This window comes from Bacteroides sp. CACC 737 (genome assembly GCF_013874375.1).
Lineage (GTDB): Bacteria > Bacteroidota > Bacteroidia > Bacteroidales > Bacteroidaceae > Bacteroides > Bacteroides uniformis.
This window is the reverse complement of the sequence record NZ_CP059408.1, coordinates 3,949,546-3,973,544: the sequence shown is the minus strand read 5'-3', so window position 1 is coordinate 3,973,544 and position 23,999 is coordinate 3,949,546. Positions and strand designations below refer to the sequence as shown.

The window sequence follows — 23,999 nt, the reverse complement described above, 5'->3', positions numbered from 1 at the left end:
TGAAATCCGTTGCATTTACTCTTATAAAACAGAATATCATTATAGATTTTCACAGATTTATTATACCTTTGTACTCCTAAAAGAACTAATAATCAACTGTTATGGAACATCAACTGACCATTTACAACACTTTAAATAGAAAAAAAGAGCTGTTCGTACCGCTGCATGCACCGCATGTAGGCATGTATGTCTGCGGACCGACCGTGTACGGTGACCCGCACTTGGGACATGCACGCCCTGCCATCACTTTCGACCTGCTGTTCCGCTACCTGACGCACATCGGCTACAAGGTGCGCTATGTCCGCAACATTACCGACGTGGGCCATCTGGAGCACGATGCCGACGAAGGTGAAGACAAGATTGCGAAAAAAGCCCGTCTGGAACAACTGGAACCAATGGAAGTGGCACAGTACTACATCAACCGCTATCATAAGGCGATGGATGCATTGAATGTGCTGTCTCCCAGTATCGAGCCACATGCCAGCGGCCACATCATCGAACAGATAGAACTTGTAAAGGAGATATTGAAGAACGGATATGCCTATGAAAGTGAAGGTTCCGTTTATTTCGATGTAGAAAAATACAACAAGGACCATCACTACGGCAAGCTCTCCGGACGCAACCTGGATGATGTTCTCAACACCACCCGCGAACTGGACGGACAGAGCGAGAAGCACAATCCCGCAGACTTTGCTCTCTGGAAATGTGCGCAACCGGAACACATCATGCGTTGGCCTTCCCCGTGGAGCGACGGCTTCCCCGGCTGGCACGCCGAATGTACAGCCATGGGAAAGAAATACTTGGGCGAGCACTTCGACATTCATGGTGGCGGTATGGACCTTATCTTCCCGCATCACGAATGCGAGATTGCACAATCCGTAGCTTCCCAAGGAGAAGATATGGTACATTATTGGATGCACAACAACATGCTGACCGTGAATGGACAGAAAATGGGTAAGTCTTACGGTAACTTCATCACATTGGAAGAGCTCTTCAAAGGTACGCACCCCATGCTGGAGCAAGCCTACAGCCCAATGACCATCCGATTCTTCACCCTGCAAGCCCACTACCGCAGTACGGTAGACTTCAGCAACGAAGCGCTGCAAGCCGCCGAAAAGGGATTGGCAAGGCTGATGGATGCTGTACATGGACTGGACAAGATTACCCCTGCTGCAACCTCCACCATAGATGTGAAATCCCTGCGTGCCAAGTGTTACGAAGCCATGAATGATGACTTGAACTCACCGATTGTCATCGCCCACCTCTTCGACGGCGCCAAGATGGTAAACAATATCCTGGCTGGAAACGATTCCATCACAGCCGAAGACCTGAAAGAATTGAAGGAAACCTTCCACCTCTTCTGCTTCGACATCTTAGGATTACAAGAAGACAACGCCTCCAACGAAGAGCGTGAAGCCGCCTTCGGCAAAGTAGTGGACATGCTATTGGAAGAGCGTTCAAAGGCAAAAGCCAACAAAGATTGGGCCACATCCGACAAAATCCGTAATGAACTCACCGCACTCGGTTTCGAGATTAAAGACGGTAAGGACGGAAGCGAATGGAAGCTGAATAAATAATGAAAGTATCATAACTCACCGCAGAATCATACAGATTGGGGTAAGTTTTAGGCAGAAGAACAAAAGAATATATTTTTCTCTTGTTCTTCTGTTCTTTTGTCTGAAAATAAAATCCATGTAATATTTTGATATATCCTCGTTAGAATACGAATCCGAACCCAGCATACCACCCTAGTTTCTTCGTCTGATTAGACCAGTTCAACTGTATCTCCACTGGTCCCAGAAAACTCTTGTACATATAGCCGATGCCTACCCCTGCCATATCAGCCGATTTGGAAGAGTCAAGAATCTGATGAAACTTCCCGGAGTTTCGCCCATAACTGCCCATCACTGATATATACTGGTTTTTCAAGATACGCTGTCTGAGGTTCAGCCCTGCAACCAGCAGTGCGGCTTGTGACAGTTCCGCACGGTTGATGCCCGTAAACGGTATCTGCTGTGGCATATAGCGCCCCGGTATGGTTCCCCCCACCATATTAATGATGGCAAAAGGATAATTACCGCTTCCGGACAATACGCGTCCATAAAACGAAGGAGTGACAGTGAACTTACTCGAGGGAGAGAAACATCCCTGCCAACGGGCATCGAAAACAGAAATAGGATTGTTGTCCTTATACTGAAAGAAGTTATCCGTATAGAGATGATAGGATACCGCCCACGACATGCCTTTTGTAGGGGCGCTCCTCTCATTCAAGTTGTTGAACACAAGTCCGGCAAAGTAACTGAATAAGGACGAATTCTCAAACAGTGCCGAAGCTAACGGATCGAGCGACAGCAAATCATGATAGTGGTAGTAATCAAAGTCAATGCCCAGACTGACCTGGATATTGTTCCAGTCCTTCGCCGCCCCCATACGGACCAGTTGATGTGTAAAAGTCAAATCCAGCGCCCGTTTGCCTTCATTGTAAATATTCATATCTTTATAGTCGAACTGATAGGCAAGTCCCGCCTGCCATCCACCGTCCCACTGGTAACTATATCCGAGTCGTGCCAGTGTACGCTTGCCCAGACGGACAGTAAGGCTGACCAGCGACTCGCGCTGCCGGCCGAAATAGAAGTCCGTATTTGCCTGCAACGCCGCCAGTTCTTCTGTATCAAAGCGAAAACCGACATTCAGCTTGTTCTCCCGCACAGCAGGGACGGCTATTTGGGAATCAACGGGAATCTCCCTATCAACAGCCACGCCGGGCAAGCGGAAAGGTCCCGGACGGCGAGGCTGATAATCGTCTGCAAGTCCCAGCTTCCGTTTCAGGGCAAGCAGTCCGTCCCAACTGTCCATGGCAGCACGTTCTCCCCGCACCATCAAAGTGTCGATGGCCTCTTTGGTGAAACTTGCAGCCGAATAGCCGGTGACATCCACCTTTATCAATACGTCGGTATTACGCAGATTCTCACGGTATTTCTTCTCTCCTTGCAGATTGATGATTTGCCCGAAGATGTCTTTCACCGATTTCAGCTCGGAAGCCTTAAGCAGCGGGCTCTGCACATCCACCCCGATAACGTAGTCGGCCCCCATGGCAAGCGCCACATCTACCGGATAGTTATTCACCATTCCACCGTCCACCAACACCATTCCATCCAGGTCTACCGGAGCAAACACACCGGGAATAGACATGCTGGAACGCATGGCAGTGGCCAGTATTCCCTCACGGAACACGACTTCACTACCATTCACCAGATTTTCCGACACGCAGGCAAACGGAATAGGAAGACGGCTAAAATCCACGGAATCCTGGTAACCTTCTGTCAACGTGGAGAACAAACGTGCCAGGTTCTTCCCTTTTATGATACCCGCATCCGAAACAGCGGCAGATTTCAAAGAAAATGGAATAGAGAGTACATAGCGCTCCGACTTCAACCGGTCGTCCAGCAACACATCCTTAGGATTGGGTGCATCCGAGAGTAGGAATTTCCAGTTCTGGGCATTCACCATACTGTCCAATTGCTGCGGGGTATATCCGATAGAATACAAACCTCCCACAATGGCCCCCATACTGGTACCTACCACATAATCTATAGGGATACCCGCTTCTTCAATTACTTTCAGAGCACCGATATGCGCCGTCCCTTTGGCGCCACCCCCACTGAGTACGACAGCCACTTTCGGACGCCCGGACGCCCAAAGAACCATCGGCAAAAACAACAGACAAGCCCATAGTCTATACTTCATCTCCATCATTTACTTAAATACGTATTGGTAAATTTATTCTATTCTGAATCAAACAACCCGCTCCGACAAATAGTTCACTATCAGTCGAAGCGGGTCGCAAAAAACGTTCAAACAATTTATGGAGGATTATCTATAACCCATTTCCAATCAATAAGGTATCATATCCTTCAAGATGCCTTCCTTATACCAAGGGTCATCAATCTCTTTCAATACTTTGCCCATCTCTGCGCAAAGGTCTTTTACGACTTCTTGGTTTTCTTCCAAAGAAAGGTTATTCATCTGATACGGATCCTTTTCATCGTCAAACAACAAGCTTTTGACCAGCGTATGGTTTTCGCGATCAATGTAGAGCGCCAGCGTATAGCGCGCCGATTTAAAGCCGCGCGATGAAGGGAAATAAGAACGGACCATACCTTCCGCATCCTTCTCACCATCCAAGTTCTGGATGTAAAGAGCACCGGTAGGACGTACAATATCTGCCTTTTCATCGAAGAAAAGCGGTGCATAGTTGCGTCCCTGCACCTCAGCCGGAATAGAGTCGGCAAGGCCGGCAAGGCCCAACAAGGTAGGCATGATGTCCGGCGAGGAAAGCATCAAGTCGTCCACGCGGGGTTTAATCTTATTGGGGAAACGCACCAGGAAAGGAACGTTCATGGACTCGGAGTACGGGGAATTCTTCGGGTCTTCCGTATGCTGGCTACACATGGTCTCTCCATGGTCGGAGGCAAACACGACAATGGTATTCTTGTCCAGCCCGAGTTCCTTCAAGGCATCAAGTATCTGACCGAAAGCACGGTCGACACCCGTCACAGAAGCAAAGTAGTAGCGTGCACTCTCTGCCTTGAGCATCTTGGAGTCGGCATTCGGACGGACGAGCAAGCTGTCCAGAGGCTGGTTTTTATAGAGATTGAAATCTTCCTCCATACAGTCGTCCAAAGAACGGTACGGACTATGGGGAGGATTCATGCCTACCATAATGAAGAAAGGTTTCTTCGGGTCGCGTACATTCCCCTCGTTCTTCAGATAAGACACCACCTTGCCCGATTCGTGTAACGGCGACCACTCGCGCGGGTCGTGGCGACGGCCTTCCGTATCCCAGTAATGCGGATTCTTGTGTTCGTCGAAGGTACCGTAAGAATACCAGTAATTGAACCCATGACGACGTTCTTTCGATGTATAGGCATCCCATGCAGGTACGCGGTCTTCCACATACTGTCCGGGACGTTCGGGGTCGTTGGGGGTAGGAAAGTCGGCATGCAGTTTGCCAAAGTAGGCGCAGTCATATCCGGCATTGCAGAAAACATCACTCACACACACAGCATCCTCACGCAGGGAGCTGATGGGACGGCTCGAATTGCAATTCAATGGAATACCACTCTTATTAGGATACATTCCCGTCAACAGAGAGCCACGGTGGGGACTGCTCAACGGGCAGTTGCTCATGGCAGATGTCAATACCACCGACTCCCGGGCAAAATCATTCAAGCGTGGGGTATGCACCGGGTCATTCCGAAAGTTCACTTTCTCCCGAAAACCTTCCTGGCCCCAGAACTCCATCGCCTGGTTACGGTATTGGTCGGGAAAAACGTAAATGACATTCGGCCGGACGGATTGTTCTGCCTGCGGGGCTTTACAGCCCTGCAAGGCGAACAAACCTAAACCACCTAACAAAATATTTAATTGAGTTTTCATTTTTCCAAGTCTCTTTTACGCATCAATCCTTCCAGGAAGTAATAGTCGGCATAGTTCAACGGTACATCAATCTCCGCACCGTGAGGAATACTGCCCACAGAGTGCATCAGGATGAAGTTGCCGTTGGTACCCACCTTAGCACGATAAGAAGGAGAAGCGAGGCTTTCCATAATCCGGTCAGCGGTTTCCTTGTATCCCTTATCCGGCAGATAAGTGCTCAGCTCGTAAAGGGCGGACGCCGTGCAGGCAGCTGCCGAAGCATCGCGAGGTTCATTCGGGATATTGGGGGCATCGAAATCCCAGTAGGGAACCAAGTCTTCCGGAAGATTCTTGTTGTTGAAGATAAAGTTGTAGACCTTTTCAGCCTGTTCCAGGTATTTGGCATCGTGTGTATAGCGATAGCACATGGTATAGCCATACAAGGCCCACGCTTGTCCACGTGCCCAAGCAGACTCGTCGGCATAGCCTTGTGCAGTCTGTCTCTTACGGACTTCACCGGTTTCGGGGTCATAATCCACCACATGATAGCAGCTGTTGTCCTCACGGAAATGGTTAGCCATAGTCGTATCGGCGTGCTTCCGGGCTATGTTGTAGAAAGTGGAGTCGCCGGACAGCCTGGAAGCTTCGAACAGCAGTTCGAGGTTCATCATATTATCAATGATAACGGGACATTTCCAGCCACGTTCAGCCTGCCATCCCTTATCTGCATCCCATGATTGAAGTACGCCTGCTGCAGGGCGGAAACGGGTAGACAACGATTTGGCCGTCTGTATGATGACCGGCTTGTACTCTTCCTTACCCGCAAAACGGTATCCGTTCAGGTAACTGCAGCCAATCATAAATCCCACATCATGGTGCCAGGTAAGGTATTGTACCGAATCCAAATCCTCGGTATACTTCTCTGCCAGCGGCAGCCACTTCTGGTCACCGGTCAGCTCGTACATATGCCAGATATTACCGGGGAAGAAACCGGAACACCAATCGTCGATAGGTACATAGACAATGTTCCCATCCTTATCAATGGTGCGGGGATTAAGGATTTTACCAGATTTCTCGATAATGTCTGTCTGAATTGTCTCCTGAGCCACAGCATTATCAATGTTTTCTTGGATAAAGTTGCTTTCAGCCTGCTTTTGCCCTGCGCAACCTGCCAATACAAGGAGGGAGATTCCCAATGTAGTGAGGACTGTTTTCATAATAAGGGATTTATTTATTAAGAGTTTATGATTTTTCCTGCTGCAAAAGTAGGGCAAGCGTACAGATTTGACCCGCCTAAATAATTCAATTAATGGCTAAAATCGTTACTTTTGCGTCCGGAAGCACATATTTTCCACCCATTAATCACTAATCACTAAACATTAATCATTACCCCTCATGACCGCACAAGAGTTTTTCAAGAACGACCGCTTCGCCACGAATGCAGGCGTAGAACTGATAGAAATAAAGGAAGGATACAGCAAGGCACGCCTGGTTATCACGGCAGAGCATCTCAATGCGGGAGGCCGTACGCAAGGGGGTGCCATCTTCACCCTTGCCGACCTGGCACTGGCAGCAGCAGCCAACTCCCACGGAACATTGGCCTTCTCTCTTTCGTCCAATATCACCTTCCTGCGCAGCAGCGGACCGGGCGATGTGCTGTATGCCGAAGCGCGCGAACGCTACATCGGCCGCACCACCGGATATTACCAGATCGACGTCACCAACCAGGAGGGAAAACTGATTGCCACTTTCGAATCCAGTGTATTTAGAAAAGGGGATAACATCACTTTTTCCTTACCACAGACGTCATCGGATAGCGGTTGCCCCGGACACTCTTGAAGAATGCCTTGGCCGAACCGAAATTCAAATACATGTCCAGGCGAATGGGAAGGTGGTTCTTATCATCGGATACGAAGAAGGTGATGACCTCCTTCTCCTTACCTTTCTTGTACTCTACAAAAGAGAATACCAAGCAGCGGTAAATGGTGTCGTTATTCGCCTTGACCTCCTCCTTGCCGCGGTAAATCAACGTCTGCTCTTCTACCCTGCGCCCCGTGGCCATGGGAAAGAGTATCTTCTGCCCTACCTTGTAGTCTTTAGGGTCATAGGAGCGTGCCTGCGCCAAAATGCTCAACATATCGAAGATGCAGCGACTATCACTGTATTCCATCTCCTGAGCTTCACGCACGGGATTGTGCCAAGTGCGTCTCTGCTTTACATTCGCCAGTCCGTCCGAGTAGGAGAACCAGGCCTCGTCCACCGTATGGCGGCTTCCCTCCTCTGCCGCTTTGCGGAAATAGAGTGGCTCCAACTTGTCGCTGACATAACAAGTTAGCGTATCGCGCATCTTGAAGAAAAAATCGGTCTTTTTACTGCCTACACAAAGCAAGTTAAAGCGGAATGCAGGCTCGGAATGGTAAGTCGTGGCATTGGTAGTGAGGCTTGCCAGCCCCACCTTCTTCCAAATGAACTTCCAATTGAAATATAAATCGTACATGACGTGCTCGCCCGACTGAAAAGCTTCATTCTTTGCAGCACATTGGGCCTGAACAGACTGGGAGGCTCCCAAACAGACTGCTCCCACCATCAATAGAACGAACAATTGCTTCCGCCTAATAGCTATAGCCCCTACCACTATTGCGGCTGCTATTGCCACTGCGGTTATTTTTGTTCCTGTTTTGCTTTTTCTTGTCTTCATCTGGCTTTTGTTTTTTTAGTTCGTCCGGTTTCTGCCTATCCAGAGACTTGGCCTTAATATTCCATTCCTGCGTCAAATCAAAGTTTGCCTTAAGCTCCAAAACCATCGGATAATAGTAAACCATTTCAGGCTGGCGCTTCTCGGCATAATTCCCTGTGTCCCAGACGCCATTCCCATTCGTATCATTTATCAGCCGCGCTCCATATTTGCCCGGATTGAGAAAATAGAAATCGGCTTTCCCATCCACCACCGGCACCGTGCGCAGCACTTTGTCTTGACCGTCCAGCAGTTCCACAAAAGCCAGAGAGTCTGCTCCATGCACATTAAAGAATATCTGCCCGTACTCTTCCAGCTTCTTGGCCTTGAAGTCCTTCTTTATCTTATCGGAAAACAACCCGTACAACCCACGTATGGCAGCAGAATCCACTTCAAATGTATAGCTTTCACCGGGTACCCATTCGGCAAACAGATTATAACGCTTCAAGTCCAAAGAGTCGCGCATAAAGTCGAACGGGATATCCTGCCACAACGAGTCCACTTTCTGTTTCAGATGGAAAGCGGCGGTATCTATGCTTGCCACCGGTTCCGTAAACGACAGAGTAAGATAATCATATACATCAATTGCAGAAGGGGCATACACATCTACAGCCAGGAATTCCGTCGGCTCGGGCTCTTCCACCTCACCTTCTTTCAACTTCTTCTTTTTCTTCTCACGCTCTTTCTGTTCCTTTTCCTTCGCTTCCTGCTTCTGTTTCTGCTGCTTGTCGTATGTCAACTTCGCCAACACATTCAAAGTATCGGTACGGGGCACCAGTTGTTTCAGGCTATCCGTATACAAATAGGTGATACTCATTTTCAGGGAATCCTGCTTATAGAGCAGGGAATCCTTTATCCAATAATGAATCGTATCGTTCCGGCCGGTAGGCTGTTCTATAACAAACGCATCTTCCTCATTAAAGTTCAATCCTTTCAATAAAGGCAACGTGTCTGCCGGAGCAGTGAAATAGAGCGAAAACTTCTCCGGAGTCAACCGTTCGGCCTTCAAGAAACGCTGCGAGAAGGAAAGCTCCTTGAAAGCACGCAACAGGATATCGTCTGGCAGGTAGTGGGTATATTGACGTTCTACAACCGTATCTACTGTCAGCGAGTCTATCCAGGTCGTATCCTGGCGCATGCGTTCTTCCATGGAAGGAATGATGATGGAATCATTGAAAGCTATCACTTCCGTCGGCTGAGAATAGGTAAAATTCTGGTCGGCATCCTGCAAGGCATAGATGCGATACTTGCCGGGAGCCACTCCACGGATAGAGAAGCGTCCGCGACTGTCCGTGCGCCCCACCCGCTCAAAAGGAAGTTTGGTAAAAGCAGAGTCGGTCAGATTGGCATGCAGGCCGACCAGCATCCCTTTCACCGGTTCAAGATTAGCCGCATTCAGCACTGTGCCGGCCACAGCCATAGAGTCGAGGCGGTCGCCCGTAGAGAAAGAATAGAAAAAATTCTCTAAGGGATTCCCCTCATTATTGTCCTGGATGGCATCACCAAAATCGAATGTATAAGTGGTATTGGGTTTCAATGTATCCTGCAGGGTGATGACCACCTTCTTCCCATTAGACTTAACTTCGGGCTGCTGCACCTGCGGAGGGGATATTACAATCTTCTCATTCGGCTTGTCAAGCTTGATAAATTCATCGAACTCAATGGAAAGTTTATTTTTATTGTGATGGAGTGCACCGGGCGTGGGAGTACCGGAAATAAAACGCGGAGGAGTCTCATCATAAGGTCCTCCTTCAATACGGCCCACACTGGCACAAGAATACAGTGCGGCAGCTATGGCAACACCCCCCAACAACCTGCGGAAAAGCGGCCTCATTTTAGTATGGCGTTTACGTTCTAACATGCTGCAAAAATAAAGGTTATCTGCCAATTAGCGGTATGCTTTACAGTATTTTAATCAAAAAATGTCCTTTTGTTCTCATCTATGTATGAAACATAGTTAAAAAAGGAACTGTTTCACACCTTATATACTAAGAAAAGAATATTTTTGCAGACGAAAAACTGAATAGGAGTATTCAGTTTTCTTTTTCCTGCCTTATTTCTAAATTATGAATTGCACACCAAAACGCCTTTCAAGAATCGAAAAAAGAAGAATATAAAATTATACAGAGAACAAAAAGAGTATGAAGAGTAGATTAGTATTATTGGCATGTTGCCTGGCACTGCTCAGCAGTTGCGGACAAGGCGACAAAGGAACGGGTAAAGCTCCCGAATTTGCAGTGATTGAGGCAAAAACCACCACTGCCAACTTGACAAACAGCTACCCTGCTACTATCAAGGGTAAACAAGATGTAGAAATTCGCCCGATGGTGAGCGGTTTCATCACAAAATTGCACGTCGACGAAGGCGCAACAGTACGCAAAGGACAAGTGTTGTTCAGCATCGACCCCGTACAGTATCAGGCAGCCGTAAATTCGGCCAAAGCTGCTGTTGAAACAGCCAAAGCTGCCGTAAACACACAAGAACTGACTGTAAACAACAAACGTGAACTGAACAAGAAAAACATCATCAGTGACTACGATTTGCAAATGGCCGAAAACCAACTGGCACAGACAAAGGCGCAACTAGCACAAGCCAATGCCCAATTGGTCAATGCCAAGAACAACTTGTCATACACTAGTGTAACCAGCCCCAGTGACGGTGTAGTAGGTAGCATTCCCTACCGCGTAGGTAGCCTAGTTAGTCCTTCCGTAGCCAGCCCGCTGACTACCGTTGCCGACATCTCCGAAATGTACGCCTATTTCTCCATGACCGAACGCCAACTTTTGTCACAAATTCGTGAAGGCGGCAGCATCAAGGAAATTCTGGAAAAGATGCCGGATGTACAGTTGCAGCTCATCGACGGAACCATGTATGCCGACAGTGGCCGCGTGGAGACAATCAGCGGAGTCATTGATCAAACTACCGGTTCGGTAACCATGCGTGCCCTCTTCCCCAACAAGCACAACGTGTTGCGTAGCGGAAGCACCGGCAATGTGGTATTCCCCAACCCTTTGCATGATGTCATCATGATTCCACAGGCCGCCACTACCGAAATCCAGGACAAGCAGTTCGTTTTCGTTCTGCAACCGGACAATACGTTGAAAAATACCGAAGTCAAAGTGTTCAGCTTAGACGATGGCAAGTATTATTACGTGACGGAAGGTTTGAAAGCAGGCGATAAAATCGTTATCGAAGGGGTACAGAACCTGAAGGACGGACAATCCATCACACCTATTACGCCTGCTGAAAAGGAAGCCGAATACCAGAAGGCCTTGAAAGACCAGAAAGAAGGTAACATTCAAACGGCATTCAATTAATGTTTAACGGTTAGTGATTAATGATAAGCGGCTGCGCCATTATATCACACGAGCTTATCACTAATCACTAACCCCTAATCACTAAATAAAATGAAACTAGATAGATTTATTAACCGTCCGGTACTATCAACGGTAATTTCCATCCTGATAGTAATCTTAGGAGTTATTGGTCTGGCGACCTTGCCTATCACCCAATACCCGGACATTGCCCCCCCTACCGTATCGGTAAGTGCAACTTACCAAGGTGCCAATGCCCAAACGGTGCTGAACTCCGTTATCGCTCCGTTGGAGGACCAGATTAACGGTGTGGAAAATATGATGTACATGAGTTCGAGCGCCACCAACAGCGGTTCGGGCGACATCTCCATCTACTTCAAGCAAGGTACCGACCCCGATATGGCAGCGGTGAACGTGCAGAACCGCGTTTCCATGGCACAAGGCTTGCTGCCTGCCGAAGTTACCAAAATCGGTGTAACCACCCGTAAACGCCAGACTTCCATGTTGATGGTATTCTCCATCTATGATGAAAAAGACCAGTACAACATCGAGTTCCTGGAAAACTACGCCAACATCAACCTTATCCCTGAGGTGAAACGTGTCAACGGTGTGGGTGATGCCATGGTATTGGGACAGGACTACTCCATGCGTATCTGGCTGAAACCTGATGTAATGGCCCAATACAAACTTATCCCCAACGATGTGGTTGCCGCCTTGAGCGAACAGAACATCGAAGCGGCTCCCGGCCAGTTGGGTGAGCGCGGTAACCAAACTTACCAATATACCCTGCGCTATAAAGGACGTCTGCAACAGACTACAGAGTTCGAGAACATTGTCATCAAAGCTTTGGAAAACGGTGAAATACTCCGTCTGAAGGATGTAGCAAATGTGGAACTGGGTCGTCTGTCATATGGATTCAACAATATGGTTAACGGACATAAAGCCGTATGTTGCATCATTTTCCAGATGGCAGGCAGTAATGCCACACAAACCATCTCGGATATCGAGGCCCTGCTGGACGACTATTCCAGCAAACTGCCTGCCGGCTTGAAGATAAACATTGCACAGAGTGCCAACGACTTCCTCTTCGCCTCTATCCATGAGGTAATCAAGACATTGATCGAAGCCTTTATCCTGGTGTTCATCGTGGTGTATATCTTCCTGCAGGATATGCGTTCTACGTTGATTCCCGCCATCGCCATTCCCGTGGCATTGATTGCCACCTTCTTCGTATTGAAGCTGATCGGTTTCAGTATCAACTTGCTGACCCTTTCGGCCATGGTACTTGCCATTGCGATTGTGGTCGATGATGCCATCGTCGTCGTCGAGGGCGTCCATGCCAAGCTGGACCAGGGTTACAAATCAGCCCGTACAGCTTCCATTGACGCCATGAGTGAGTTGGGCGGCGCTATCGTCTCCATTACGCTGGTCATGATGTCCGTATTCGTCCCTGTGAGCTTCATGGGAGGTACAGCAGGTACTTTCTACCGTCAGTTCGGTTTGACTATGGCTATTGCTATCGGTTTCTCGGCTTTGAACGCCTTGACCCTGAGTCCTGCTCTGTGTGCTATCTTCTTGAAACCTCATAATGGAGGACACGAAAGTCTGAAAGAGCGTGTAGGCGTTGCCGCCAAGGAAGCGCGCAAGATTATGCTTGCTCGTTATGTCGACTCTCTCGGTCGGTTGATGCGCCCAGGTATCACGTTGCTCTTCGTGACGGTAGCTATTCTGGGCATGATTTTCGGTCTGTTCAGCTTCAGCGAACACCCCATTCTGTGCAGCTTGATGATTATCATCAGTGTGCTGGCGTTGGCAGGCATGACTACCGACAAGTTCAAACACTCCTTCAATGACTCATACAACGGTATCTTGGGCAAGTATAAGAAACAAGTGCTGTTCTTCATCCAAAAACGATGGCTATCGGCAGGATTGGTTATCGGTTCCATCGTATTGCTGGGTGTTTTCATGCAGATTACTCCTACCGGTATGGTGCCCAACGAAGATACCGGTACCATTATGGGTGCCGTTACTTTGCCTCCCGGCACTTCACAAGAACGTGCTCAAGAGGTTCTGAATCGCGTAGACAGTCTGGTTGCTGCCGACCCTGCAGTAGAATCGCGTACCGTCATTTCCGGTTATAGTTTTCTGGGTGGACAAGGTCCTTCCTATGGTTCTATCATCATCAAGCTGAAGAACTGGGAAGAACGCTCCACCATGCAGAACTCTACCATTGTCTATGCCACATTATACATGCGTGCCCAGAAGATTATCAAGGAAGCGCAGGTATTGTTCTTCGCTCCACCTATGATTCCGGGTTACTCGGCTTCAAGTGACATCGAGTTGAACATGCAGGACAAGACGGGTGGTGATTTGAACCACTTCTTCGACGTGGTGAACAACTATACCGCAGCCCTGGAAGCACGCCCTGAAATCAACTCTGCCAAGACATCCTTCAACCCCCACTTCCCGCAATACCAGCTGGACATTGATGCTGCCGCTTGTAAGAAAGCAGGCATCAGCCCCAATGACATCTTGACTACCTTGCAGGGATATTACGGTGGTTTGTATGCTTCCAACTTCAATAGCTTCGGTAAGATGTACCGCGTAATGGTACAAGCCGAACCTGACGCTACCAAGAATATGGAAACACTACAGAGCATCAAGGTGCGCAACGGCAACGAAATGGCACCTATCACGCAATTCATCTCCATCAAGAAAGTATATGGTCCTGACGTCATCAGCCGTTTCAACCTTTACACCTCCATGAAAGTGATGGTGGCTCCCGCATCAGGCTACACTTCCGGTCAAGCTCTGCAAGCCATTGCCGAAGTGGCGCAGGAAAACCTGCCTGCCGGTTTCGGTTACGAGCTGGGAGGTATGGCGCGTGAAGAGGCCGAAACGAGTGGAAGCACTACGGGACTCATCTTCATATTGTGCTTCGTATTCGTTTATCTGTTGCTGAGTGCCCAGTACGAAAGTTACATCCTACCTTTATCCGTATTGCTGTCCGTGCCGTTCGGTCTGCTGGGTAGCTTCCTTTTTGTAAGCGGTATAGGTACATTGGGCAGTATCCCGGCACTGAAGATGATTCTGGGCACGATGTCCAATGACATCTATATGCAGATTGCCCTCATCATGTTGATGGGTCTGTTGGCCAAGAATGCCATCTTGATTGTAGAGTTTGCCCTCGAACGCCGCAGAATGGGTATGAGTATCACCTGGGCAGCCGTATTGGGTGCTGCAGCCCGTCTGCGTCCTATCTTGATGACGTCATTGGCAATGATTGTCGGCCTGCTTCCGCTGATGTTTGCTTCCGGTGCGGGTGCCAACGGTAACCGTACGCTGGGTACGTCTGCCATCGGCGGTATGTTAATCGGTATGATTCTGCAAATCTTCATAGTGCCCGCACTGTTCGTGGCATTCCAGTACTTGCAGGAGAAATTCAAACCGATGGAATGGGAAGATGTGGACAACTCGGATGCAGAACCTGAGATTGAACAATATACAAAATAGTGATTAACGATTAGCGATTATGAAGAAAATAATATGCCTGATGTGCGCAACTGCTTTATTGAGCAGTTGCCACATCTACAAATCATACGACAGACCCGAAGACATAACAACTGCCGGACTGTATCGCGACACGGCGTCCGTGAACGATACATTAGCCGCAGATACAGCCAACTTCGGTAATCTGCCTTGGAGAGAAGTGTTCACAGACCCGCAGCTGCAGACACTTATCGAGCAAGCACTCACCAACAACGGTGACCTGCGCAGTGCCGCCTTGAACGTGAAACAAGCACAAGCCGCACTGATGTCTGCCCGTCTTGCCTATGCTCCGACGCTTGCCTTGTCTCCGCAAGGAACCGTCAGCAGCTGGGACAAGGGAAAGGCTACACAAATCTACTCCCTGCCCGTTACCGCAAGCTGGCAAATCGACCTCTTCGGTCAATTGCTGAACCCGAAGCGACAAGCAAAGGTTAGCTTGAAGCAGACGCAATTCTACGAACAAGCCGTTCAGACGCAAGTCATCGCCGGTGTAGCCAACATGTACTACACCCTGCTGATGCTGGACCGCCAACTGCAAATCACCGAAGGCACCGTCGAGATTCTGAAAAAGAACTTGGAGACCGTGCAAGCCATGAAAGATGCAGGCATCTACGGAACCACTTCTGCTGCCGTAGAGCAGAGCCGCACCGCCTACGCTCAAGTCATGGCATCACTGCCCGACATACGCCAGAGCATACGCGAAACCGAAAACGCTCTCTGCCTGATGTTGCACCAACCGGCACAGAGCATCGCACGCGGTGTACTGGAAGATCAACAGCTTCCTACGGAATTTTCAGTAGGTATCCCCTTGCAGTTGCTATCCAACCGTCCGGACGTGAAAGCTGCCGAGATGTCACTGGCTGCCAACTACTATAACACCAATAGCGCCCGTGCCGCCTTCTACCCGCAGATTACATTGAGCGGTTCGGGAGGCTGGACCAATAACTCCGGTGCAGGTATCGTCAACCCGGGCAAACTGCTGGCTTCTGCCATCGGTTCGCTGACGCAACCCTTGTTCTATCGCGGTGCCAACATTGCCCGTCTGAAACAAGCCAAGGCACAAGAGGAGCAGGCTAAGATTCAGTTCCAAACCGCCCTGCTGAATGCCGGAAATGAAGTGAGCAACGCCCTGCACCTGTATCAAATGGAGAAGAACAAAGCCGTTTCACGCACTATTCAAGTAAATTCTGCCCGCCAAGCTGCCTCAGATACAAAAGAATTGTTTAACTTAGGCACGTCGACCTATCTGGAAGTCTTGTCTGCCGAGCAGTCTTACCTCAGCGCACAGCTTGCAGAAGTATCCGACACCTTCAGCAGCATGCAGGCAGTCATCAGCCTGTATCAAGCGCTTGGAGGAGGAAGAGAATAAAATGAGCGATAAGTGATTAGTGATTAGCGATTAATGAAATAGTAAATCCTAATCACTGACCATTTATCACTAATCATTAATCATTAATCGCTAATTACTATGATAAGTCCGTTAGCTTATGTAGATTCTGCCGCAAAAATCGGCAAGAATGTGACCATCCAGCCCTTTGCATTTATCGAAGGGAACGTGGAAATCGGTGATGACTGTATTATTATGTCGGGTGCAAAAATTCTGCACGGTACCCGCATGGGAAAAGGGAACAAGGTACATCACAATGCCGTTCTGGGTGCCGAACCGCAAGACTTCCATTATACGGGAGAGAACAGCATGCTGATTATCGGTGATAATAACGACATCCGCGAGAACGTGGTTGTCAGCCGTGCCACCCATGCAGAAAGCGCTACCCGTATCGGCAATGAAAACTACCTGATGGATGGTGTACACCTCTGCCACGACGTGCAGATAGGCAACCATTGTGTACTGGGTATCAAGACTACCGTAGCCGGAGAATGTCAGATAGACGACTGCACCATTCTGAGCAGCAACGTCATTCTGCACCAATACTGCCACATTGGAAGTTGGGTACTGATTCAAGCTGGCTGCCGCATATCAAAGGATGTGCCGCCCTATATCATCATGAACGGTAATCCGGCGGAATACCACGGTATCAACGCTGCTGTGCTTCAACACAAACACCAGGTGAGTGAACGTGTATTGCGCCATATCGTAAATGCCTACCGTCTGGTATACCAGGGAAACTTCAGCGTGCAGGATGCCTTGCAGAAGATTGAAGACCAAGTACCGATGAGTGACGAGATACACAATATCATCAACTTCATCAAGAATTCCAAAGGAATCGTGAAGTAAACACCCTTCTTCGGGCACGAATCACGCAGACAATCATGGATGGACAGATTCTTTTCTGCAAGTCTGCGTAGTTCGTGCCATTTTCTATATACCTCTACAATAGTTCCTGCATAGTCTTTATCCTTTTTTAATGCACATTCATTCCAAGCAGTATGCTAAGTAAAACAAACTGTTTCCTTTAACTAAACATTTTGTTTCCTTATAGAGAACACTTTGTTTCCCTTAACAAAACAGTTCGTTCCATTATATGAAAACAAAGTGTTTTTCTATACTGAAACAAAGTGTTCTCTATGCTGGAACAAAGTGTTCAGTGTTGTGAACTAACGGATTAAGTATATAAAGGGTATTTATTATACTGTTTCTGTAGACAATGGTTTGTCTTGTCCTATAAAAGACGGGGAAAGAAGCAGGAAGCAACCGGGTACGCCCGGAAGGGTGAGGGTAAAATTTGCCCTCACCCTTTTTATTTGCCCTCACTCACCCCTGGAAGGGCGACGAATAGGGAGTTTCAGGAAAACAGTGATAGTGGTGAGGGCAGGTTGAGTAACTTTTTGTTCTACTACTACTCGAAATGCAGGGTGCCGAAAAACTCCGGACAATGGAAGTTCGGCTTCTCCAGACCTATCGGATTCCATGAAAGGAAATGGGGAGTCTGGAGCTTATCGCCGCATTTATAAAAATTGGCACGGAGCGTCTTTCCATCCAACGAAGTGATGTCATGCAGGAAGAAAGCGGAATAAGGGATGACCAGAGCCACTTCCCAGGCACACTCACCTACTCTTTCGTCGAAAGCCTCACGTCCCAAAGAAGCCCAACGCTGCACTTTATCGAGCACCTCTTGCGGGGCATGCTGGCGGTTTCCACGTCCGGCACCTGCCCCGATAAGCAGCGTTCCGGCACAATTACACTCCATATTGTAGTACACTCCGTCACCGGCAGGCACAGAGAAGAACTCTACACACGCATCTTCCCAGACCGGACCGTTATCGTGTCCTGCCACTGCGCGTACACTCGCTTCCCTTACCTTGAAATGCAGCAGAATGGCATCTTCCGTATGCGCTATGCGGAACTCCACACTGGGAGCATAAGGAAAAGCAGCCCAATTCACTGTATTTACGGGCTGAAACGCCACTTTCTCTTCATCCAGAAGAGCCGGAACCGACTCTACCGGTATATTGGCCACACTTACTTTCTTTACATTCAATTCTTTCATTTTACTATTTTGGGGATTAATTGCAGACAACGGCAGCATGCAAAGAGCTGCTGCTATCGTCATCAGATACTTTTTCAGATACATGAGTCAATGAACTTTTTCATCTCCGATGTATGTTCCTCCACGCTCTGCAACAGTTTGAACTGAGCCTTGGTACGAACAAGATTGTGCTCCGGATACTGGATTTTATAATAAGTATCACCGTTGATATAATCTGCCAGGAAGCGTACGCACTGCATGTATGGGAACAAGGCAGCCGCATAAGGCAGATTCTCAATCTCTATCGGCAACAAGAAGGATTTGCCCGATTCCAGATAACCCTTGGTAAATGCCTGGAATATTTCCATATTGAAGTTCACATTATCCAGATTCTTGTCATCTTCCAACCCCGTGTTGGCACCTGAGCGAAGGAAATCGCCATAATCGGAGAAGATGAAGCTGGGCATCACCGTATCCAGGTCGATGACACAAAGCACCGTACCGTCTTCGTCGAACATCATGTTGTTTACTTTCGTATCACAGTGGCATACCCGTTTGGGCAGTTTGCCTTCACGGTACAAGCGTTCTGCCTTACACATTTCATCAGCACGTTTTTCTATCTCATCCAGAAAATACTGCACCTCCTGCACACGTCCCGCCGCATCGGCAGCCACAGCGTCACGGAGTTGCTTCAAGCGGAACTCCATGTTGTGGAAATCGGGAATTGTCTCGCCCAATGTATCTGGAATGTCGGCAAGCATAGCCTGGAAATTACCGAAGGCAGCTCCCGCATAATAGGAATATTCCGGATTTACCGTCTCGTAAGTCTTGGCACGAGGAATAAAAGTCATGATACGCCAGTAGTTCTCACCGTCATACCAATAGGTTTTCCCTTCGGCCGTGGGGATGAAATGAAGTACTTTGCGCTCGACATCGGCCTCTCTTTTCTCTTCCAGTTTCTTACGGATATGCCTGGTCACAGCCTCGATATTGGACTGTAACATCTCTACATTCTGAAAAATGGCATGATTGATACGTTGCAGAACATAGTCCGGCGCACCGGCCTCAGCGGTGGTCACTTTGTACGTATCGTTAATCAGGCCTGAGCCTAAAGGCTTGATTTCACGAACTGTACCCTGCATTTGAAAATGAGATACAATAGATAAAAGGTCTTTCATGATAATAAATGAATTAATTTGTTTACAAAGATACGCTGATAGCCTTATACCAAAAGGCAAGTATCGTTCGGCGCGCTTCCAAAATTATACATTTATCCAAACATAACCACAAAAACCGCCTAATAAATAAGAAGTCTTGTACAAAATATACCTATATTTGTAACTGAAACCTTAAAAACTACCCGAAAAGTGCGAACGTTTATCATCCGGCTGCTTCTTGTTTCAGTAAGCATGATTGCTGCAACCCTGCAGGCGCAGAACATCACCTTCAACCATCTGACGACCGACGACGGTCTGTCACAATTCTCCGTGAACAGTCTTTACATCGATGAAAACGGTGTTTTATGGATTGGAACCCGAGAAGGCTTGAACCGTTATGACGGAGAAGACATACAAACTTACAAGCTGCAGAAGAACAACCCTTACAGCCTTTTCTGCAACACCGTGCTACGCATGGCCGGCAACCGTAACGGAAAAATCTACCTGCTCTGTACGGAAGGAGTAGCCGAGTTCAATTTCGCCACCCAAAGATTCACCACCCTGCTGCAAGGAAATGTGCACAGCATATATTACAAAGAGGCCCTTTTCATCGGAAAACAGAATGAAATCTACCGCTATAACGAGCAGACCGGAAACTTTGACCTTTATTACCAGCTTCCCGGAAAAAGTCTGGAAATCTGCTGTATGCATCTGGACAAAGGACAAATGTGGATTGGAACGACCACCAACGGAGCATACCGCCTGCAACTGGACAAGAACGAGCTGACCCACCCCATCCTGAAAGGCAACATCACCAGCATATACCAAGACAGCGAAGGCGAGTTATGGATTGGCAGCTGGAAAGAAGGGCTGCACCATGTAAAAACCGACGGAACCATCGAAATCTTTGAATACGACGCAAAGAACCCTTACAGCATCTCTTCCAACTTCGTGCGAGCCTGCTGTGAAGACAATCTGGGAAACATCTGGATTGGAACCTTCAACGGTCTGAACCGGTATGACAAAAGTACGGGACTCTTCCAGAACCACACTGCCAGTGATGCCCAGAGCGACGGACTGACACACTCTTCCATCTGGTGCATCGTAAAGGACAACCAAGGAACGCTGTGGCTGGGGACCTACTTTGGCGGTGTCAACTATTTCAACCCCGAGTACGAGATATACAGCCGCTATATGTATTCGCCCATCGAAAAGAAAGGACTGAGCAATCCGGTTGTAGGCCGCACCATCGAAGACAAGAACGGCAATCTGTGGATTGGCACCGAAGGGGGCGGACTGAACTATTACAACCGCCGTACCCGTGAATTCAAATGGTTCCGCCCGGGAAGCGGTCCCAACAGCATTTCCCATAACAACATCAAGGCTCTCTATTATGATGCCTCCAAAGACATCATCTGGATAGGAACCCATCTGGGCGGACTGAACAGACTGGACATACACTCAGGCCGATTCACACACTACCGCATGGAAGCAGACAATCCGGAAACCCTGCCTTCCGACATCATCCGCGACATCGTGCCTTATCAGCACCAGCTGGTAGTGGCCACCCAAAACGGAATCTGCCTCTTCGACCCTGCCAACGGGAAATGCCAACAACTGTTCCAGGACAGCAAAGAAGGCAAAAGAATCAAGATGGTGGCAGACATCACTTTCGACAGCAACGGTACGCTCTGGATTGCAGCCACGGGCGAAGGTGTGTTCAGCTACCGTTTCGATACCGGCAAACTGACCAACTACCGCCATGATACTGCCAACCCACACAGCATCAGCAACAACAATGTAAACAACATTACCCAAGACAGCAAAGGCAATCTGTGGTTCGCCACTTCGGGCAGCGGACTGGACTTATACCGCCCTGCCAGCAACGACTTCGAGAACTTTGACCAAGCGAAGAACGGTCTTTCCAGCGACTGCATCTACGAGACGCAGGAATCCCCCACCAGCGGCAAACTGCTGCTCATCACCAACGAAGGCTTCTCCATCTTCGACTACCGGCAGAAGGTATTCCTGAACTACAGTGCCGAAAACGGTTTCCCAATGACTGCCGTCAATGAGAATGCCCTTTGCGTGACCCGTGACGGAGAAATATTCCTGGGAGGCACGCAGGGAATGATTTCCTTCCATGAAATGGAGTTGAACTTCACGCCGAAACCCTACAAAATCATCCTCTCCCGCCTCATTGTGAACGGAACGGAAATACAAGTGGGAGATGAGACCGGTATCCTGCAGCAAGCCTTGTACTGCACCCCCGAGATTACGCTCAACGCTGACCAGTCCATGTTCAGCATAGAGTTCGCCACTTCAAACTATGTAGCCGCCAACAAAGACGACATCATCTATAAACTGGAAGGCTTCTCCAACGATTGGAACAGCACTCGTGGACTACACAACATCACTTATACCAACCTAAACGCAGGAACCTATAACTTGATTATAAAGCCCAACGGAAAAGACGAGAGCCTTTGTCCGCAAGTCCACCTGACCATACACGTGTTGCCTCCCTACTACAAGACTCCCCTTGCCTATCTTATCTACCTGATAGTGACGGGAATCCTGCTCTGGTATCTGGTGCGTACCTACAAGTCGAGAATCAAGTTGCGTGAATCACTGAAGTACGAACAGAAGCACATCCGTGACGTAGAGGCCTTGAACCAGTCAAAGCTACGTTTCTTCACCAACATTTCCCATGAATTCCGCACCCCGCTGACGCTCATCGTGGCACAAGTGGAAACGCTGATGCAACTCCAGAACTTCACGCCTGCCATATATAACAAGGTGTTGGGCATCTACAAGAACAGCATACAGCTACGGGAACTCATCACCGAGCTGCTCGACTTCCGCAAGCAGGAACAAGGGCACATGAAGATAAAGGTAAGCCCACACAACATCGTGAACTTCCTATACGAAAACTATCTGCTTTTCCTGGAATATGCCAGCGCCAAACAAATCAGCCTCTACTTCGAAAAGGAAACAGACAGCCTCGAAGTGTGGTATGACCAAAAACAGATGCAGAAAGTGATAAACAACCTGCTGTCCAACGCCGTCAAGCATACCAAGGCGGAAGACAGCATCACCCTCAGCATCAAGACCGAAGGCAGCAATGCCGTCATCCGTGTGACCGATACCGGCAGCGGCATAGATGCCCGGGAAGTGGACAAGATATTCGACCGCTTCTACCAGATAGACCCAATGGACTCTACGGATGCAAGCAAGACGGGTACGGGTATCGGCCTGGCATTGACAAAGGGTATCGTGGAGCTCCATCACGGCACCATCCGTGTGGAAAGCGAACTGGGCAAAGGCAGCAGCTTCATCGTAAACCTGCAATTGGGGAACGCACAGTTTGACGAAGAGCAAATAAATAAGAATGCAGACAGTGTGCAACAAATAGAAATTCCCAAACCGGAAAACGATGCCTTGCTCAAGGCAGAGCTGGAAGAGAATGCTCCCATCAAACGGCTCCCGGATGCAAAAATCCTGATAGTGGAAGACAACGACTCCATCCGCGACATGCTGGCAGGTATCTTCAAGCCGTTCTACGAAGTACTGACTGCGGCCGACGGAGCGGAAGGACTTACACTGGTGCGTAGCGAAATGCCCAATATCGTAGTCAGCGATGTAGTGATGCCCAACATGTCGGGAACGGAACTGTGCAAACAGATAAAGAGTGACTTCAACACCTGCCACATTCCCGTGGTACTGCTCACGGCACGTACTGCCATCGAACAGAATATCGAGGGACTGCGCATCGGTGCGGACGACTATATCACCAAGCCATTCAACACCAATCTATTGATTTCTCGTTGCAACAACCTCGTAAACTCGCGCATCCTTCTGCAGGAGAAATTCAGCAAGCAACCGCAAGCCTTTGTACAGATGCTTGCCACCAACCCCATAGACAAAGAGATTCTGGACCGCGCCATGACAGTCATCGAGCAACATCTGGACGATACGGAGTTCAACGTCAACGTCTTTGCCCGTGAAATGGCAATGGCACGCACCAATCTGTTCACCAAGCTGAAGGCTATCACCGGACAGACTCCGAATGACTTTATCCTGACCATCCGCCTGAAGAAAGGCGCTCTGATGCTGCGCAACAATCCGGAACTGAATATCACTGAAATTGCGGACCGGATAGGTTTCAGTTCTTCACGCTATTTCTCCAAATGCTTCAAGGACATTTACCATGTCAGCCCGCTGGCCTACCGCAAAGGAGAGAATGGAGGAGAGGAAAGTACGGAAGACAGTGAAGAGACATCTTAATATTGTACATCAAGCCATCGCATGATACGGTTTGTACTTTTTCTCCCTTCCCTTGTACTTCCTCATACACCCGATTCCACAAAACCTCTTACCTTTGACCTCAGAATTACAATCT

At 48.6% G+C, this 23,999-nt stretch carries 14 protein-coding genes; 7 read left to right on the top strand and 7 right to left on the bottom strand.

What is annotated here, in order from left to right:
* The first annotated feature begins 101 nt into the window (after positions 1 to 101).
* Entirely contained in the window at positions 102 to 1,577 is a 1,476-nt protein-coding gene (cysS, locus tag H1A11_RS16450) for a cysteine--tRNA ligase (RefSeq protein WP_008662079.1), read from the top strand.
* A 139-nt stretch (positions 1,578 to 1,716) separates the two neighbouring features.
* Here the strand turns inward: cysS and H1A11_RS16445 are convergent, their stop codons facing one another.
* From H1A11_RS16445 to H1A11_RS16435, 3 genes are all read right to left on the bottom strand, one after another.
* Positions 1,717 to 3,747, bottom strand: coding sequence for a patatin-like phospholipase family protein (locus H1A11_RS16445; RefSeq protein ID WP_171030420.1), 2,031 nt, complete (start codon positions 3,745 to 3,747; stop codon positions 1,717 to 1,719).
* 147 nt (positions 3,748 to 3,894) lie between these two features.
* Positions 3,895 to 5,439 (bottom strand): sulfatase, encoded by a 1,545-nt coding sequence (locus H1A11_RS16440; protein WP_117599827.1) that lies wholly within the window; start codon positions 5,437 to 5,439, stop codon positions 3,895 to 3,897.
* Positions 5,436 to 6,635: a glycoside hydrolase family 88 protein gene (locus H1A11_RS16435; protein ID WP_117599828.1), complete on the bottom strand. Its 1,200-nt coding sequence runs from the start codon at positions 6,633 to 6,635 to the stop codon at positions 5,436 to 5,438. The genes H1A11_RS16440 and H1A11_RS16435 overlap by 4 nt, the downstream gene beginning before the upstream one ends.
* Positions 6,636 to 6,813: 178 nt before the next feature.
* Between H1A11_RS16435 and H1A11_RS16430 the strand changes: the two genes are divergently transcribed.
* Positions 6,814 to 7,257: a PaaI family thioesterase gene (locus H1A11_RS16430; RefSeq protein WP_005826009.1), complete on the top strand. Its 444-nt coding sequence runs from the start codon at positions 6,814 to 6,816 to the stop codon at positions 7,255 to 7,257.
* Here the strand turns inward: H1A11_RS16430 and H1A11_RS16425 are convergent.
* Both H1A11_RS16425 and H1A11_RS16420 read right to left on the bottom strand, forming a co-directional pair.
* Positions 7,202 to 8,116 (bottom strand): DUF3108 domain-containing protein, encoded by a 915-nt coding sequence (locus H1A11_RS16425; RefSeq protein WP_174646490.1) that lies wholly within the window; start codon positions 8,114 to 8,116, stop codon positions 7,202 to 7,204. The two genes, H1A11_RS16430 and H1A11_RS16425, sit on opposite strands and share 56 nt — an antisense overlap.
* Entirely contained in the window at positions 8,031 to 9,986 is a 1,956-nt protein-coding gene (locus H1A11_RS16420) for an Ig-like domain-containing protein (RefSeq protein ID WP_117599830.1), read from the bottom strand. The genes H1A11_RS16425 and H1A11_RS16420 overlap by 86 nt, the downstream gene beginning before the upstream one ends.
* Before the next feature lie 307 nt (positions 9,987 to 10,293).
* On the opposite strand from H1A11_RS16420, the gene H1A11_RS16415 reads away from it, so the two are divergent.
* From H1A11_RS16415 to lpxA, 4 genes are all read left to right on the top strand, one after another.
* Positions 10,294 to 11,469, top strand: coding sequence for an efflux RND transporter periplasmic adaptor subunit (locus H1A11_RS16415; RefSeq protein WP_117599831.1), 1,176 nt, complete (start codon positions 10,294 to 10,296; stop codon positions 11,467 to 11,469).
* Positions 11,470 to 11,559: 90 nt separating this feature from the next.
* Positions 11,560 to 14,979 carry an efflux RND transporter permease subunit gene (locus H1A11_RS16410; protein WP_117599832.1) on the top strand — a complete coding sequence of 1,140 codons (3,420 nt, stop codon included), beginning with the start codon at positions 11,560 to 11,562 and terminating at the stop codon, positions 14,977 to 14,979.
* Positions 14,980 to 14,998: 19 nt separating this feature from the next.
* Positions 14,999 to 16,384, top strand: coding sequence for a TolC family protein (locus tag H1A11_RS16405; protein ID WP_117599833.1), 1,386 nt, complete (start codon positions 14,999 to 15,001; stop codon positions 16,382 to 16,384).
* Between the two features lie 99 nt (positions 16,385 to 16,483).
* Positions 16,484 to 17,251 (top strand): acyl-ACP--UDP-N-acetylglucosamine O-acyltransferase, encoded by a 768-nt coding sequence (gene lpxA / locus H1A11_RS16400; protein ID WP_117599834.1) that lies wholly within the window; start codon positions 16,484 to 16,486, stop codon positions 17,249 to 17,251.
* 562 nt (positions 17,252 to 17,813) lie between these two features.
* Here lpxA and H1A11_RS16395 read toward each other — a convergent pair.
* On the bottom strand, positions 17,814 to 18,548 hold the full coding sequence (locus H1A11_RS16395) for a carbohydrate-binding family 9-like protein (protein ID WP_117599835.1): 735 nt from the start codon (positions 18,546 to 18,548) through the stop codon (positions 17,814 to 17,816).
* Complete coding sequence (locus tag H1A11_RS16390; protein ID WP_181757462.1) at positions 18,539 to 19,621, bottom strand: phosphotransferase enzyme family protein; 1,083 nt, start codon at positions 19,619 to 19,621, stop codon at positions 18,539 to 18,541. The genes H1A11_RS16395 and H1A11_RS16390 overlap by 10 nt, the downstream gene beginning before the upstream one ends.
* A gap of 189 nt (positions 19,622 to 19,810) precedes the next feature.
* Between H1A11_RS16390 and H1A11_RS16385 the strand changes: the two genes are divergently transcribed.
* Positions 19,811 to 23,884 carry a hybrid sensor histidine kinase/response regulator transcription factor gene (locus tag H1A11_RS16385; protein ID WP_138345173.1) on the top strand — a complete coding sequence of 1,358 codons (4,074 nt, stop codon included), beginning with the start codon at positions 19,811 to 19,813 and terminating at the stop codon, positions 23,882 to 23,884.
* The last annotated feature ends 115 nt before the right edge of the window (positions 23,885 to 23,999 follow it).

What these genes read in the sequence shown, in the direction of transcription:
- H1A11_RS16445 (WP_171030420.1), bottom strand. Translation starts at nt 3,747, where the DNA reads ATGAAGTATAGACTATGGGCTTGTCTGTTGTTTTTGCCGATGGTTCTT.
- H1A11_RS16435 (WP_117599828.1), bottom strand. Translation starts at nt 6,635, where the DNA reads ATGAAAACAGTCCTCACTACATTGGGAATCTCCCTCCTTGTATTGGCA.
- H1A11_RS16425 (WP_174646490.1), bottom strand. Translation starts at nt 8,116, where the DNA reads ATGAAGACAAGAAAAAGCAAAACAGGAACAAAAATAACCGCAGTGGCA.
- H1A11_RS16410 (WP_117599832.1), top strand. Translation starts at nt 11,560, where the DNA reads ATGAAACTAGATAGATTTATTAACCGTCCGGTACTATCAACGGTAATT.
- H1A11_RS16440 (WP_117599827.1), bottom strand. Translation starts at nt 5,439, where the DNA reads ATGAAAACTCAATTAAATATTTTGTTAGGTGGTTTAGGTTTGTTCGCC.
- cysS (WP_008662079.1), top strand. Translation starts at nt 102, where the DNA reads ATGGAACATCAACTGACCATTTACAACACTTTAAATAGAAAAAAAGAG.
- H1A11_RS16420 (WP_117599830.1), bottom strand. Translation starts at nt 9,986, where the DNA reads ATGAGGCCGCTTTTCCGCAGGTTGTTGGGGGGTGTTGCCATAGCTGCC.
- H1A11_RS16390 (WP_181757462.1), bottom strand. Translation starts at nt 19,621, where the DNA reads ATGAAAGACCTTTTATCTATTGTATCTCATTTTCAAATGCAGGGTACA.
- H1A11_RS16430 (WP_005826009.1), top strand. Translation starts at nt 6,814, where the DNA reads ATGACCGCACAAGAGTTTTTCAAGAACGACCGCTTCGCCACGAATGCA.
- H1A11_RS16415 (WP_117599831.1), top strand. Translation starts at nt 10,294, where the DNA reads ATGAAGAGTAGATTAGTATTATTGGCATGTTGCCTGGCACTGCTCAGC.
- H1A11_RS16405 (WP_117599833.1), top strand. Translation starts at nt 14,999, where the DNA reads ATGAAGAAAATAATATGCCTGATGTGCGCAACTGCTTTATTGAGCAGT.
- lpxA (WP_117599834.1), top strand. Translation starts at nt 16,484, where the DNA reads ATGATAAGTCCGTTAGCTTATGTAGATTCTGCCGCAAAAATCGGCAAG.
- H1A11_RS16395 (WP_117599835.1), bottom strand. Translation starts at nt 18,548, where the DNA reads ATGTATCTGAAAAAGTATCTGATGACGATAGCAGCAGCTCTTTGCATG.